At 56.9% G+C, this 14,638-nt stretch carries 16 protein-coding genes and 1 tRNA gene; 10 read left to right on the top strand and 7 right to left on the bottom strand.

From position 1 onward, the window contains the following. Positions 1-100: 100 nt before the first annotated feature. From yajC to queA, 3 genes are all read right to left on the bottom strand, one after another. A complete protein-coding gene (yajC, locus tag HOP52_RS12305) occupies positions 101-427 on the bottom strand; it encodes a preprotein translocase subunit YajC (protein ID WP_238977684.1) in 327 nt (108 codons plus the stop codon). Positions 428-533: 106 nt separating this feature from the next. After that, entirely contained in the window at positions 534-1,652 is a 1,119-nt protein-coding gene (gene tgt / locus HOP52_RS12300; protein WP_238977775.1) for a tRNA guanosine(34) transglycosylase Tgt, read from the bottom strand. Positions 1,653-1,706: 54 nt separating this feature from the next. Next, complete coding sequence (gene queA, locus HOP52_RS12295) at positions 1,707-2,747, bottom strand: tRNA preQ1(34) S-adenosylmethionine ribosyltransferase-isomerase QueA (protein WP_238977683.1); 1,041 nt, start codon at positions 2,745-2,747, stop codon at positions 1,707-1,709. A 142-nt stretch (positions 2,748-2,889) separates the two neighbouring features. On the opposite strand from queA, the gene HOP52_RS12290 reads away from it, so the two are divergent. After that, a tRNA-Leu gene (locus tag HOP52_RS12290) sits at positions 2,890-2,976 on the top strand. Positions 2,977-3,029: 53 nt separating this feature from the next. Here the strand turns inward: HOP52_RS12290 and HOP52_RS12285 are convergent. The 4 genes from HOP52_RS12285 to HOP52_RS12270 form a co-directional block, all read right to left on the bottom strand. Continuing rightward, positions 3,030-4,046, bottom strand: coding sequence for a tyrosine-type recombinase/integrase (locus tag HOP52_RS12285; RefSeq protein ID WP_238977682.1), 1,017 nt, complete (start codon positions 4,044-4,046; stop codon positions 3,030-3,032). Positions 4,047-4,369: 323 nt separating this feature from the next. After that, positions 4,370-5,170 carry a S24 family peptidase gene (locus tag HOP52_RS12280; protein ID WP_238977681.1) on the bottom strand — a complete coding sequence of 267 codons (801 nt, stop codon included), beginning with the start codon at positions 5,168-5,170 and terminating at the stop codon, positions 4,370-4,372. A gap of 480 nt (positions 5,171-5,650) precedes the next feature. Further along, positions 5,651-7,309 carry a YfjI family protein gene (locus tag HOP52_RS12275; RefSeq protein WP_238977680.1) on the bottom strand — a complete coding sequence of 553 codons (1,659 nt, stop codon included), beginning with the start codon at positions 7,307-7,309 and terminating at the stop codon, positions 5,651-5,653. A 48-nt stretch (positions 7,310-7,357) separates the two neighbouring features. After that, a complete protein-coding gene (locus tag HOP52_RS12270) occupies positions 7,358-8,059 on the bottom strand; it encodes a YagK/YfjJ domain-containing protein (protein ID WP_238977679.1) in 702 nt (233 codons plus the stop codon). A 659-nt stretch (positions 8,060-8,718) separates the two neighbouring features. Between HOP52_RS12270 and HOP52_RS12265 the strand changes: the two genes are divergently transcribed. The 9 genes from HOP52_RS12265 (at position 8,719) to HOP52_RS12225 (ending at position 14,546) form a co-directional block, all read left to right on the top strand. Beyond that, entirely contained in the window at positions 8,719-9,036 is a 318-nt protein-coding gene (locus HOP52_RS12265) for a hypothetical protein (protein ID WP_238977678.1), read from the top strand. Positions 9,037-9,104: 68 nt separating this feature from the next. Further along, positions 9,105-10,073 carry a DUF932 domain-containing protein gene (locus HOP52_RS12260; protein ID WP_238977677.1) on the top strand — a complete coding sequence of 323 codons (969 nt, stop codon included), beginning with the start codon at positions 9,105-9,107 and terminating at the stop codon, positions 10,071-10,073. A gap of 113 nt (positions 10,074-10,186) precedes the next feature. Beyond that, on the top strand, positions 10,187-10,372 hold the full coding sequence (locus HOP52_RS12255; protein ID WP_238977676.1) for a hypothetical protein: 186 nt from the start codon (positions 10,187-10,189) through the stop codon (positions 10,370-10,372). A 10-nt stretch (positions 10,373-10,382) separates the two neighbouring features. After that, on the top strand, positions 10,383-11,141 hold the full coding sequence (locus HOP52_RS12250; RefSeq protein ID WP_238977675.1) for an ERF family protein: 759 nt from the start codon (positions 10,383-10,385) through the stop codon (positions 11,139-11,141). 57 nt (positions 11,142-11,198) lie between these two features. Further along, complete coding sequence (locus HOP52_RS12245; RefSeq protein WP_238977674.1) at positions 11,199-11,810, top strand: lambda exonuclease family protein; 612 nt, start codon at positions 11,199-11,201, stop codon at positions 11,808-11,810. Between the two features lie 11 nt (positions 11,811-11,821). After that, entirely contained in the window at positions 11,822-12,319 is a 498-nt protein-coding gene (gene radC, locus HOP52_RS12240; protein WP_238977673.1) for a RadC family protein, read from the top strand. Between the two features lie 121 nt (positions 12,320-12,440). Continuing rightward, on the top strand, positions 12,441-12,911 hold the full coding sequence (locus HOP52_RS12235; RefSeq protein WP_238977672.1) for a hypothetical protein: 471 nt from the start codon (positions 12,441-12,443) through the stop codon (positions 12,909-12,911). Between the two features lie 41 nt (positions 12,912-12,952). Beyond that, positions 12,953-13,906 (top strand): MvdC/MvdD family ATP grasp protein, encoded by a 954-nt coding sequence (locus HOP52_RS12230; RefSeq protein ID WP_238977671.1) that lies wholly within the window; start codon positions 12,953-12,955, stop codon positions 13,904-13,906. Continuing rightward, positions 13,890-14,546 carry a hypothetical protein gene (locus HOP52_RS12225; protein ID WP_238977670.1) on the top strand — a complete coding sequence of 219 codons (657 nt, stop codon included), beginning with the start codon at positions 13,890-13,892 and terminating at the stop codon, positions 14,544-14,546. The genes HOP52_RS12230 and HOP52_RS12225 overlap by 17 nt, the downstream gene beginning before the upstream one ends. The last annotated feature ends 92 nt before the right edge of the window (positions 14,547-14,638 follow it).

The raw sequence follows: 14,638 nt of genomic DNA, 5'->3' as shown, positions 1-14,638 counted from the left end.
CCCCGGCGGCCCGAGGGCGCCGGGGGCAGCGGCCGCTGTCCGACCCTCGCCGTTACCCGGCCCGGGCAGGGCCATTCGGCAAGGGCGTGGGGCGACAGAGTCAGATGGACTTGATGGTGCCCTTGGGCAGCACGGCGGCCACGGCGCTCTTCTGTACATTGACCTCGGTGCCGTCGGAGATTTCCATGCTGATGAATTCGTCGCTGACCTTGGTGATGCGTCCCACCAGGCCGCCACCGATGACGATCTCGTCGCCCTTGGAGAGGCTGCCGATGAGCTCACGATGCTGCTTGGCGCGCTTGGACTGGGGGCGCCACAGCAGGAAATAGAAGATCAGGACGAAACCGACCAGCATGACGATCTGGGCCATGCCGCTGCCGGCCCCGGCGTCCTGGGCGTAGGCCGGTGAGATGAAGAAATCCAGCATGAAAGTGCGTCTCCTAGGTTGTCTGAAACGGGGTGGTCCGCAAGGTCGTCAGGCGGGGTCGCCGCTGGCTGCTGCCGGGCGCCCGGCCCGGGTCACCGGCCACGGATCAATTCGGTGCGGGAGGTATCGGCAGCCCGCGCTGCGCATAGAAGCCTTCCACGAAGTTCGCCAATGTACCCGCTTCGATGGCACCGCGCAAACCGGCCATGAGCCGCTGATAGTGGCGTAGGTTGTGGATGGTGTTGAGCATCGAACCGAGCATTTCGCCGCAGCGGTCCAGGTGGTGCAGGTAGGCCCGCGAGAAGTGCTGACAGGTGTAGCAGTCGCAGCCCTCTTCCAGCGGTCGGGTATCGTGGCGGTGCTTGGCATTGCGGATCTTGACGGTGCCTTCGGCGGTGAACAGATGGCCGTTTCTGGCGTTGCGGGTGGGCATCACGCAGTCGAACATGTCGACGCCGCGGCGAACCCCTTCGACCAGGTCCTCGGGCTTGCCCACGCCCATCAGGTAGCGGGGATAGTGCTCTGGCATCCAGTCGGGAAGATAGTTCAATACCCCGATCATCTCCTCCTTGGGCTCGCCTACCGAGAGTCCGCCGATGGCCAGGCCGTCGAAGCCGATCTCCAGCAGGCCCTCCAGGGAGCGCCGGCGTAGCGCCGGGTACATGCCGCCCTGGATGATGCCGAACAGCGCGGAGGGGGAGCTGCCGTGAGCGTCCCGGGAGCGCCTGGCCCAGCGCAGCGAGCGCTCCATGGAGAGTGCGGCCTCCTTCTCGGTGGCCGGGTAGGGGGTGCACTCGTCGAAGATCATCACCACGTCGGAGCCCAGCGAGCGCTGCACCGCCATGGACTCCTCGGGCCCCATGAAGACCTTGGCGCCGTCCACCGGCGAGCGGAAGTGCACGCCCTCCTCGGTGATCTTGCGCATCTCGCCCAGGGAGAAGACCTGGAAGCCGCCGGAGTCGGTGAGGATGGGCCGTTCCCACTGGGCGAAATCGTGGAGGTCGCCGTGGGCCTCGATCACGTCGGTGCCGGGGCGCAGCCAGAGGTGGAAGGTGTTGCCGAGGATGATCTCGGCGCCGATCTCCTCCACGGAGGCCGGGGTCATGCCCTTGACGGTGCCGTAGGTGCCCACCGGCATAAAGGCGGGGGTCTCCACGGTGCCGCGGGGGAAGGTCAGCCGGCCGCGGCGCGCCCGGCCGTCGCTGGCCAGGTGCTCGAAGGTCATAAAGCAGTCGTTACGCATGGAAGTCTCGTTCTCGAACCAGGCATGCCGGAGCGCTCAGAGCGTCCTGCGGGTTAAATACATGGCATCGCCATAACTGAAGAACGCATAGCGTTCGGCAACGGCCTCCCGGTAGGCGGCCATGGTGGTTTCGAAGCCGGCGAAGGAGGCTACCAGCATCAGCAGCGTCGACTCGGGCAGATGGAAGTTGGTGATCAGGGCATCCACGCAGCACCACTCATAGCCCGGGTAGATGAAGATATCGGTCTCGCCGCTAAAGGGGGCGATCTCGCCGCTCGCGCTCTTGGCGCAGGCGCTCTCCAGGCAGCGCACGCTGGTAGTGCCCACCGCCACCACGCGGTTGCCGCGACGCTGTGTCGCACGCACCTGCTGGCAGACGGCCTCGCTGACCTCGATCCACTCGCTGTGCATCTGGTGCTCGCGGATATCCTCGGCGCGTACCGGCTGAAAGGTGCCGGCGCCCACGTGCAGGGTGACGAAGGCGCTCTCCACGCCCTTCTCGGCAAGCCGCTCCAGCAGCGGCTCATCGAAATGCAGCCCGGCGGTGGGGGCCGCCACGGCACCGTCGCGGCGGGCGTAGACGGTCTGGTAGCGTTCGCGGTCGGCGAGTTCGTCTTCGCGGTCGATATAGGGCGGCAGCGGCATATGGCCGTGCTGCTCCAGCAGCTGGACCAGCGGCGTCTCGCCGAGGAAGCGCAGCTCGAACAGCGCCTCGCGGCGCCCCTCCACCACGGCGCGGATATTGCCTTCGAGGATCAGCTCGGTGCCCGGCTTGGGCGACTTGCTCGCGCGCAGGTGGGCCAGGCCGCGGTGGGCGTCCAACGGCCGCTCGAGCAGCAGCTCCACCCGGCCGCCGCTGGCCTTGTGGCCGTGCAGGCGCGCGGGAATCACCCGGGTGTCATTGAACACCAGCAGGTCGCCGGGCTCGAGCAGCTCGAGCAGATCGGGAAAGCGTCGATGGGCCAGCTCGCCGCTGGCGCCCTCCACGCATAGCAGGCGGCAGTCGCTGCGCTGTTCGGAGGGATAGCGGGCGATCAGCTCGTCGGGAAGCTCGTAATGGAAATCGGCGCGCTGCATGGCAGGTCGGGGTCCGCAGAAGTGGGGCGATCGAAGCGGCTGGCAGACAGCCGGACAAGCCGGCAAGGATACCCAAAAACCGCGTCGTCGTCAGGCGCCTCGATTGACCTGTGGCATCCGCCGCGTATAATGCGCTCGCGCTGCCGGCGTGGCGGAATTGGTAGACGCAGCGGATTCAAAATCCGCCGGGTGCAAGCCCTTGTCGGTTCGAGTCCGACCGCCGGTACCACTTGAAAAACAGTCGCTTACGAGCGGCTGTTTGCGTTTCTACCCTCCCTCTTTCTAGTGTGTGGTCGCAGTTTGGTCGCAGAAGGCCCCGCTCAAGCTCGGCAGGCGGGAGCCAATATCGTCCAGACCCGCATCGAACATGTGCGAGTAGCGGCTGGTGACGATCAGGCTGGAATGCCCCAGCAGATCGCGCACAGTGGTCATGCTCTCGCCGGCCTGGGCCAGCATGCTGGCATAGCTGTGGCGCAGGTCGTGAAAGCGCAGATCGGGCCGCCCCACGGCCTGGCGGGCATGTTCCCACACCGTTCGCAGGCGAGAGTAGGTTGTCGCGAACGGTAGCTCTTCCAGCCATACCCGGGCGTCCTCCGGTACCGGCACCACCCGGGCTTTGCCGCTCTTCGTCTGGTCTGGTCGCAGCAGAATGCGACCACCGTGGACGTTCTGCGGATCCAGAGCCAACAGCTCGCCCTGGCGCAGCCCGGTGAGCGCTGCCAGGGCGATCACCCGCTTCTCGACAATCGAGTGATCGGGGATGGCTTGTAGCAGCTGACTCACTTGCTCGATGGTCAGGTACACGTGCCGTTCGTTCTTCGGCATCTTCTTGCGGATCTTGTCGCCCAAGGGGCGATCCAGCCACCCCCATTCCCGATAGGCAAGGTTCAGTACTCGCTTGACCACCTGCAGATGGTTGTTGATGGTGCTCTGCGTTCGCCCTTGCTTGCGAAGGTCTCGGGCCATCTCGCGAGCCTTGTCGACGCTGTCCATGCCGAGCAGCACCCTGTCGCCCATGTAGCGAGCCACAGGGCGGATTGCCTTCGCCTGACTGGCCACGTCGTATTCGTCGATCCATCGCTCGAGTCCCTCGATGAAGGTGCGCCGTGGTTGGCGCCCCATGGCCTCACCCTGGAAAGCTGCTTCGTTCAGCTCTGCCTGGCGCTTCGCTGCGTACTCCCGCGCCTGTCGTTCCCCCTCTCGATTCCCCGCAAACGTTCGTTGATATCGGTGACCGTGGTACGTTTCCGTGACCACCCACCGGTTCCTCTTTTCCCTGTATCTGACGGTAATTCCCATGTGTCGCGTTCCTCAGCCTGAGGGCCGCGCTTGCAGCTCTCAGCGTACATCTCCACTGCGGTTCGCTCAAAGCGAACCGCACTTCCGATCTGAACGAAACCGATGCGGTGCTTGTTGCCGTACACCCAGCTCGGGCTCATGCCCAGCCAATTAGCGACCTGCTCGGGCCGAAGCAGCTCCTCTACCATTTTTCTTCTCCTCCGCTCTGTGGGGGGGTCATTGGTAGGCGTTGCTGAGAGCAATAATACCAAAACGCATTAATAGATCAATGCATTTGTGTATTGATGAGGCGCGTATTGGCTGGGCATACCAGAGGAGGGGGGTTATAAATGCGTCTTTGCTTCCACGGCGACAGCTATTACCTGGGATAAATTCTTCAATAAAATCAATGGGTAAGCTGGGTTTAGAGGTTTCAGATACTGAGAGCCGCTATCTTCTATTAGTTGCCGAAAAGTCGGCTTCGGGCTGTCCGGTAGGGTGGCGAGAACCAGCTTTCCTGGAGATGCAGGCAAACCTGTGTCGAGCAGTACGAGCGTACCCTCAGGCAGGCTGGGCGAGGCCCCAGTGGGTGCCGACATAGCATCCCCTTGAATTTTTAGCCAAAAAGCCTGGTCCTGGGCCTTGTGGCCGCTTGGCTCGACTTGCCAGTGCTGAGAGGTTAAAGCCTTTCGTGCTTGAGCAGAAGGGATGATGTCACTGAGGGAGAGAATTGGGTATTGATACAGTGGTGGGCTTGAATCCGCCCGCCCGGTGCTGAAAAGACCGCTAGCGACGTTGGCTATCGCTGGTAAGATCCCTGCTTTGCCCACAGATGCTGTGCCAGCCTGGTGCCTCCCCCCATGAGCCAGATAAGTCACTGAGGTTCCTAATGCACCAGCGATCTTCTCCAAATTGTTGATTCTTGGTGACTTGCTGGCGCCGGTCAATATGCGGTGGATGGTCGGCTGTGGTACATGGGAACGTCTGGCCAGCTCGTTCTCTCCAAGCCCCTGCTCCTCCATGAGCTTGCGAAGTCGTGTAGCAATCGATGTCTCTTCATTCATGAGCAGGTAGCCTTTGGCGCACGCGATGCGGTTTTTCAATGCATTAAGGTATTGGTTCTGTGCATTTGTGTCCAGTTTCACCCTTTCTGTCAATTGTGAGCGAACGGGCATCCCTGCTTGCCAGTGTTCAGGCATTGTGCAGCCACTGCCCCGGCAACGTGCGATGAGATCCTAGTGAGGATGACGTCCTCCGGTGGCTTTACGATGGGCAAAGTCTGCTACTCGGTGCCCTCTCTGGCTTATTGGCCATCAGCTGCGGGTTCGCTTGTACGGTCTTGACACCGGTGGCGTTGCTGAGCCTGGCATACCGCGACCACTGTTCCCGCTAGGGGCGTACCGGTGCACCTTAGACGCCTTACTTGCCGGAGGAGAGCTTTGTCCGGCCTGCCGCTGCAAGGTCGCCCTGCAGGCATTGGCCTACGAGCGGGGCAAGGACAACTATCAGAGCGGGTCACGACGCTGCGTATGTCGGGCATTGCGGTGACGCGGGAGCGATGATGTTGGCTCATGATTGCCACGCATTGGGTAGAACAATCGCAATTAAAGATCGATGAGGTTGGTCTATTCCTTTCGTTTATAGCCACTGTACCTGCCACCTCTTTCGAAGAAGTAAACTTGCTCGTCGTATCTCGGTATTTGTTCTAAGTGATAGTCGATGCCGTTTTTTAATTCAGGCGCTTCATTTCCAATAATCGTTTCTGAAAACCGCAAGTTTCCCCGGGTTACTTCCTGTAGATGTCCAAGCTGAGTCAGCAGTCTGATGGCGGCCTTTAAGTGAGTTGGCCTTCTAAGGTGCGTGCCACGTCCTTTCTGGGATAGGAGAGATTTCTTAATATGGTATTCTTCACTGTCATGAGAATCCCCTAATCGGCGAATCTCTTTTATTAGCTGGTTAGTTGCTGTCACGATCTCTGGTTCGCCGGCCAGGTATTGTAGGAATTGGTGGGAATAGCACTGGCAAAACCTCCACGCATAATCCAGCAGTGCCGTGTCGATACCCCCTTCATAGCCTTCAAAGGTATGGATAATCGCGGCAACTCGCGTCACGTTGTCCATGAGCTTAGCGCCATGGCCGCGTGCATGGTAGTAAAGGCCATGCTCAACCATCGCGCGCTCTGTTTGAAGTTGAAGATATTGCCAATGTTCTTTGGCCGACGGTGTGAGCTCCAAGACACTGCGCTTTCGATCATTTCGCTCTAATATATCAAACGATTCTTCGAGAAGCGTCGAGACGCGGTGGTGGAAATCGTTCAAAATAGAGCTGTCGATAGCTCGGCCTTTCCCCTCTCGCGATCCAATCAGAGATGTAGGTTTTATAACCAATAGGCGGGACAGAAAGCCATTGTCCATTGCCTCTTCGCCGCGCTTCTCCAAAAATCGATCAATGACCTTTGGTTGCGCCATGAGGGCCACGGTTAGTCTTGGGTCGTTGAGGGTAAAGCTTGGCGAAGTGCGACGGGTAACGCTAAGTGGTGACCCACTCCACATGCCGTTGAGCATCGGCAAGTCGTCCACTGCTTTACCTTCTAAAATGCTGCCAGCCTCACTTGACAAAAGACATGCCATGGGGATGTTGTCATAGAGACCATAGGCCAGCGCGATAGGCGTAACATTCTCATAAACTAATTGATAGTCGCGCGGTGGCTCAGGTTTGTTGTCGTCTAGCGCAGTTTGGCGTTGTTCAATCTCCTCGGTTGATGCGCCGCTCTCAAAGGCTTTTGTCCATTGCTTGGTAAGTGATTTCTCAGCACTCTGCCAGTTTTTTAGCTGCCTTTTGTAGGTTTTTATCTGGTGGTCGATGTCGGATTTTTTAGCAGTTTGGAAATCTCTTATTGGCTGAAAAAACCATTTTTCTAACGCCGTTTTTCGTTCGCCTGTTTCCGCAATAGTGAGCAGGTAGAGCGATGTGGGAATGATGTTTCCGTTGGGAAAGGCGACGTCCACTACGCCTTGGCAGGCGACTGCCATGGCCGATAGCGCCGCCGTGCGTGCCATTTCAGGTACCACTTCGACGTGTTGAGCGACCTCTTGGGTCATGGACTCAAAGCGAGAATGTTCGTCGTAAGCAGGCCACTCCCCTTCTTGAGTGCCCAAGGGAGGGAGGCGCGCTGCGCCCTCACAAGCATCAATATCTAACATTTTTATGTACAAAACCCATGCTATTTTCGCTATAATAGCGATTTTAGCAAAGAAAACAATGCCTCTCTGTAAAAATGACATGGTGAATCGTTAGCACCGACTCCCGATAGGGTCATAAGAGGTCTCAGCTCACCGCCGACTTCCATCGAAGCAGTGCACACCCTGACCGACTGGCTTGGAGTGCGCTTTGCAGAGGTAGCTTGCCCGATAGAAGACTTCGGCGAAGGTCGCGTGATCATTGCTATGGAAGTGCTGCGCGTAGAGCCCACCGGTGAGGGTGTCCCTGGCTACATGCACTAGCCCTTGCATGGCGTCTGAGGGCCAGCCCATGGCCCGGCACCAGGCCCGTACGATCCGGTGAAACAGGTTCTGGTTGTGATATCCGCCGTCAGAAGAGGGGCGCATGTCGCCGATGCTGAAATAAGCATCGCCATTGAAAAGCAGGAGCAGATGGTAGTGAGGTTTATCGCTCTTGTGTTGTTCCCGGCACCACACGTAGCGCAGGTCATGAGGGTACTTGAGACCGGCATCATCAAGCTCGGATCGGAGGAAATACAAAAAACGGCTGATGACGCCGTTATCGGCATGGAGTGGCCCCACCGGCATTTCAGCAGGGAAGCGCAGATCAAGGCGCACTGCCAGCAGGCGTGTGCAGCTGCTACGGGCCTGGGTCATGACGCGGTACGTCGTTTCTAGGTAGTTGGTGATCAGTGGCCCTAGCTGGGACTGCACAGGCATTGTGCGGTAGTGGTTTTCCCAGTACAGCAGCAGGTCAGGACACTCAGGGTGACGTTTACGGGGACGTTTCCCGACTGTGAAAGGCAAGATCATGACATCGCTCCTTAACCTCCATCCACGGCCATGCCCACGGCGTGAAGGCCGTGTTCTGTCCCCAGAGGAAGGTCGTTATTGGAAAAAGAAAATAGGAATAAAGGCAGGTGACGCCAAGCTATGCTGCGCTCCTAAAGCGCCAGCATTGTCTCAATGAAAAGAACTCGCTCTGGTGGGTAGGTAAGCAGTATGTCGAACCATGGTGTGGCCAGAGCCATGCAGGTTAGGGCTGTTCATGTTAGGCGTTCTTTAACGCCATAAAAGCCGTATGGGGTCTTCCGCTTTTAGCGGATTCATTTCTTCTCCTCGGTAGGTTGGATAGGGGTCGGTCGTCGGCTTAGTGGCCTCCTCCCCAGGCCTATTTTTATATCCTTTTACCATTGCATATTACTAAACCGTCAAGAAAGGCTCCGAATAGTGTGGTGCCGGAGGAGGGCTGATCCCGCTCCCCATGCGGGAGGTCGCCAGGTGGGGGAGGGGCTAAACCTACCTGAAAACTCAAAAAAATAATCCTAATTTTTTCAATGAGATATGCACGAGTTCATGCTGCTTGTAACTCGCTCAGATTATCGCGCAGGTCAGTAAACTTTTTTGAGATATATATCACTCCCTTGAGCTGAGTCCTCCCCGGGCTTTTACATCGGCACAGGAGATCTGATATGCCCCCACCCTGCTCGCGCTGTACCTCGCAGCGTGTCATCCACCTCGAGACCGCCCGGAAGTTGGGAACCGCTGCCGGTGCCCTGGCCGGCTCTCTCAAGGGCGCCTATGCGTCGCTGAACTCGCCCAGTCGTCTGCTGGCCACCTCGGCTCTGTTCCCGCTCAGCCGAGTCGCCACTGCGGTGATGGCTGCCACCTCAGGCGGCATCGCCGGAGCGGCTGCCGGGCATCAAATGGTTCAGCACCTGTTTCCGCCTGGCGAGGGCACACCCTGGCTGTGCTGGGGCTGTGGCCATGCCTTCCGCGTTTTGAACTGACCCCTTTTCCTTCCCCCTAATTTAACCCGCCGGCGATCTGCCGGCTTTTTTCGTTGAGGAGATTTCCCATGGCACATCTGATCGAACATATGGCTTACGTTGGCGATACCCCCTGGCACGGCCTGGGGCAGCAACTGTCACGTCATCAACCCCTGGAGGTCTGGCGGCAGCAGGCCGGCATGGACTGGCACATCGAGGAATCACCGGTGCGCTTCATCGCCGATGGCGCGGGACACCTAGGCAGCATCCACTCCTTCCCGGAGCAGAAAGTGCTCTATCGCTCGGATACCCGGGCACCTCTGTCGGTGGTCTCACAGCGCTACAAGGTGGTCCAGCCTGAGGAGGTGCTGGAGTTCTACCGCGACCTGACCGAGTACGCCGGCTATGAACTGGAGACGGCAGGCGTGCTCAAGGGCGGTCGAAAGTTCTGGGCACTGGCCCGCAGTGGGCTGGGCACTGCCTTAAAGGGGCAGGACCAGGTCAACGCCTACCTGCTGCTGGCGACGTCCTGCGATGGCTCGCTGGCCACCGTGGCGACGCCCACCTCGGTACGCGTGGTCTGCAACAACACCCTGACCATTGCCGTGGATGGCATGGCACAGGGCGTGAAGGTGCCCCACAGCACCGAGTTCAATCCGGAGCGAGTCAAGCAGCAGCTGGGGATCTCGGTCGCTCAGTGGGATGACTTCATGTACCGCATCAAGACCCTGGCCGAGCGCAAGGTCAGCCAGGAGGAAGTGCAGGCCTACTTCCAGTCGGTGATCTGCAATACCGAGGCGCCGCTGGACGACCCTTCCAAGCTACCCAATTACCGTGCCCTCAACCGCGTCCAGAAGCTTTACCACGGCGAAGGGCGTGGCTCTCAGCTGTGCACCGCGCAGGGCACGGCCTGGGGTCTGCTCAACGCCATCACCGAGTATGTCGACCACGAGAAGCGGGCACGCAGCAACGACTACCGCATGGACTCTGCCTGGTTCGGCCAGGGGGCCAGCCTCAAGGACAAGGCCCTGGAGTCGGCGATGGCACTGGTTGCCTGATCGCTGTCGGTGGTCCTAAGCGGTCTATTCCATCCTCTTTTGATTCCCCATCCCATCAAGGCATAGCGCCCGGCCCCTCAAAAGGCCGGGCGTTTGTGTTTCTGGAGGTGCTTATGCAACCCCCCATGCCATTCGAGATCTGCCGCGCCCTGACCCAGTTGACTCGTCAGCTGCTGGGTGCCGGTGAGCGAGAAACCCACACCCACGTGCTGGCCAAGGGCCAGGTCTACCGCGTGGTCGTGTCGCTGGAGCCGGTCCCGGCGGATCAGCTCCATGACGTCATCCATCGTTACCTGTAAGGAGATCACCATGGCAACGCCCATTCATCCCGAGCACGGCAAGAACAACACTCCGCTATCGCCCCGTCAGTCACCCCAGCCGCTGCAGGAGAGCACGGCGATCATCCAGGTGATCGAGCGAGCAGCGCTTAACCCCGACGTCGATATCGACAAGATGGAGCGCCTGCTGCAGATGCAGGAGCGTGTCCTCGACCGTCAGGCACTGATGGCCTACAGCGCCGCCATGGCAGCCATGCAGACGGAGCTACCCAGCATCGTCGAGCGAGGTCAGGGCAACAACGGCGGCTATGCCACGCTCGAGGACATCGTCGACACCGTGCGACCCATCATGCAGCACCACGGCTTCGCGGTGAGCTTCCGCATTCAGACCCAGGAGCGGGGCATCCAGGTCACCGGCGTACTGATGCATCAGGAGGGGCATCGGGAAGAGACCAGCATGCTGCTGCCGGCGGATGTGAGTGGCAACAAGAACGCCGTGCAGGCGTTTGGCTCCTCCACCAGCTATGGCAAGCGCTACGTGCTGTGTGCACTGCTCAACATCACCACCCGCGGACAGGACGATAACGGCCACGGTGCTGCGCCAGCGGTGAAGGTGGTCACCGCATTCCAGGCGGCTCAGCTCAAGCAGCTGATCACTGCCTGTCCCGTCACCACCCAGGAGTGGTTCGTCGGCAAGTACGGCGACGTCGAGCGGGTCCCCCGCAGTGATTTCGACAAGCTACGCGCCTCCCTGCAGAAGCGGGTCCTACCCAACCATCAACGTCACTGACAAACGGCGAGGGGTCTGCCCTCGCCGCTATGCCGTCATGTCACCAAGGAGATCGTCATGCAGATCCTGACACTAGAACAGGGCACGCCCGAGTGGCACGCCGCCCGTCTCGGCATCGTCACCATGTCCGAGCTGAAGACCCTGTTGGTCAAGGGCAAGGGGCCTGGAGGCTTCGGCACCGGGGCCATCAGCTACATGCATCAATTGATCGGTGAGCGGATCACCGGGGAACCCTCGGATGCCTTCCAAGGTAATGCCCATACCCAGCGCGGCCATGAGCTGGAGCCGGTGGCAAGGGAGCTCTATCAGGAGGCGACTGGCCTGCCCCGCCTAGAGCAGGTCGGCATCATCCTCAATCACGGGGTGGGCTACTCCCCTGACTGTCTGGTGGACAGCAACGGCCTTGCCGAGATCAAGACCAAGCTGCCCAAGATCCAGATCGAACTGCTGCTGGATGGCGAGGTGCCTCAGGAGCATGTCGCTCAGTGCCAGGGCGGCCTCTGGGTCAGTGAACGGGAGTGGATCGACTTCGTCAGCTACTGGCCTGGCATGCCGCTCTTCGTAAAACGAGCGTATCGGGACGAGGTGATGATCCGCACCATCGCCGAGCGAGTGGAGGCGTTCTATGAGGAGCTGGAGCGCCGCATGGCCATGGTCATGGCCGCCTGAGGAGAGACACCATGCACCATCGCAAGCTGAGTGCCGGCGAAGTCGCCGGCACCTATCACGTCACCGCCCCGGTCACCGAAGCGGAGCTCTTGAGCATCGCTCAGGCCTTTGCCCGCCGCCGCCTGGCCCGGGGACGCAAGATCACCCAGCCGGCGCTGGCGTTCGAGTACCTGCAGATCCTGCTGCAGGATTACGAGCACGAAGTGTTCAGTGCCATCTTCCTCGACACCCAGCATCGGGTGATCAAATTTGAGGAGCTGTTCCGCGGCACCATCGACGCGGCCAACGTCTACCCCCGCGAGGTGGTCAAGCGAGCTCTGGCGCAGAACGCCGCCGCAGTGATCCTAGTCCACAACCACCCCTCGGGCGATCCCGAACCCAGCGATGCGGACCGGCGCATCACCCAGCGCCTGAAGGAAGCACTGGGCCTGGTGGAGGTCCGGGTCATCGACCATGTGGTGGTTGGCGGCGATGGGTATCAATCGTTTGCGGAGGCGGGGTTTTTGTAAATGTGTTCCACGATATAGAAACGGCGCTGTCCGTTGGGGCAGCGCCATCTTGTTTCATTTACTTTTTTTGCTATGTAAAGTACATTGACGATATTGCCTTGTTGACAGTTTAAAATTTTTCATGATTTTTAAATCAAAATGGAAATTAGGTCAAGTTATGCAGCCTGAAAGAACCCCGGAAAGCTCAGTAACTCCTTTTCTTGCGAAGTCTGCAATCGCCAGAACGACCGAAAGCAGCATTCCAGGCTATTATTGCGATGAGATGGATATGTGGGTTGTAGAAACAGAAATAGGTAAAGTCCCAATAATTTCGAAAGGGGCTATTCCTCAATTAATAACCAAAACAAAGGTTAATGAGGAGGAAGATGATGAAAGCCCATTTTCTCTACAATTAGTGACAAAGACCGAGCAGCAGATAGAAAGAGACGATGATCACCCACCTTTTTTTAACGAAGTTTTACAGCTGATAACCAAGACAGATACCGTCCAAGAGTCTGACGATAACTTTGAAGCTCTCCGTGAACAAAGCGTGACATCTAAGAAAGCTGAGGGAAAAGGAGGGAGGCGCCTTTACCGGTTTGAGATGAGTTAGAGATAAAAGGTAATTGCAAAAGGCAGTTTAGGAGATGCTGAATGATACTATTGGTAACTAACTGTCGAGATATAACAACAGACTATGTGGTTGCTGAGCTCAAGAAAAGGGGGGTAGCCTATTTCAGGCTTAATACCGAGTTCCTCCCCCAGGCGCTATGTACTATGGACGCTTACCCGAAAAATTCATGGTCAATCTCATTTGGGGAAAAATGCATCCTAGGAAGAAATGTTGGTTCCGCTTACTTTCGGCGGCCTGGTATACCTGAGGCTGTACATGGTACAAATGAAGAAAATTATGTTGAAGCAGAGTGGGTTAGCTTTCTCAAGAGTTTGTATGCACGATTAAGCGGTGCTTGGTTGAACGACCCTGCAAATATTTTTCTTGCTGAAGATAAGCCTAGGCAGATTCTTATTGCCCATGAAATCGGACTTAAAGTGCCCTTTACCAAAATTACAAATGACTTACATGTAGTGAAAAAAACAACCGAAATGGGGACAACCATCGGAAAGCCGCTGCGTCAGGCATTGCTCGCCGGTGAAGAAGAGAAAGTTATTTTCACTACAAGGCTGGATGAAATTAGAGATGAGGACGCTGAAGCTATTGCAACAGCACCTTTGATCGTTCAAACTGAGATTGTGAAAAAATATGATGTGAGAGTGACCGTTGTTGGAGAAAGGATGTTCTCTACCGCCATTTTTTCACAAGTTAATGAAGAGACTCAAGTCGATTGGAGGAAAAATAGTAGATCTGATCTCGAGCACATTAGAATTCAACTCCCTAATGAAATAAACGAAAAATGCCTTGAGCTTATGCGCAGGTTAAATCTCCGCTATGCAGCTATAGATTTTATCTGCGATCAGCAAGATAAACTATGGTTCTTGGAGGTTAATCCAAATGGACAATGGGCATGGATTGAAAATCTAACTGGCTATCCAATAGCAAGTGCAATTGTTGATGAGCTCGAGGGAATTGCTTGTGAGGAAAGTAATTAATTTTTTTTGGCCAATTCTGGAGAAAGCTTCTAATGAGGAGGTGGAAAATCAAAAGTCAAATGAAAAAGAGCTTATAAAAAAGATCAGGAATGCAGAGTTGGCACAAAACCCAGAAATTGCACTTGATGAGGCGCGTCGTTTATTTGATGCTGAACAGGAACGGCGCAGAGGGGCTGATAGCAAAGCTGGTCTTTATCTTGCTGCTATTACAGCGCTGGTGCCAGTGCTCTCATCAGTACTTCCTGACTTATGGAAAGGTGATGATGATAAGTTGTTTTCTACCGTGTTGCTGCTTTTCTTTGTCGGAGCGTTAATTTATTTGCTGCGTGCGGCATTTTGGGCATTTTCTACAATAAAGGTATCTAGATTCTCACAGCTTGGGGCTCTAGATATCGTTAGCAGCTGGGGAGAAAGTGAGCCTCCGCAAGAATTAACAAAAAAATTAATGTGCTACGTTAGCTTTAATATGTCAAGCACGAACGAAAAAGTCTCATGCATAAAAATGACGCATGAGTTTTTCTTGCGCTCCTTTTTATGTTTTTTGCTATATTTGGCTGTTCAGGCAGTCTGGCCAGCGGCTTTTTTAGCCTTTCGAGCGATATATGAAAGCTTAATCTTATCATTTCTTAATTGTGCTTAATTTCTTTTTTTGATGTTGATAATGGAAAAGTTGACTCGGAATTTTTTTCTGAGGATTATAATGATGTTTGGTATTTTCTGGGGGTGTGAAAA

The sequence above is a fragment of the Billgrantia campisalis genome (assembly GCF_022341425.1).
GTDB lineage: Bacteria > Pseudomonadota > Gammaproteobacteria > Pseudomonadales > Halomonadaceae > Halomonas > Halomonas campisalis.
The sequence above is the reverse complement of the archived record's forward strand: the minus strand, read 5'-3'. Positions and strand labels throughout refer to the sequence as shown.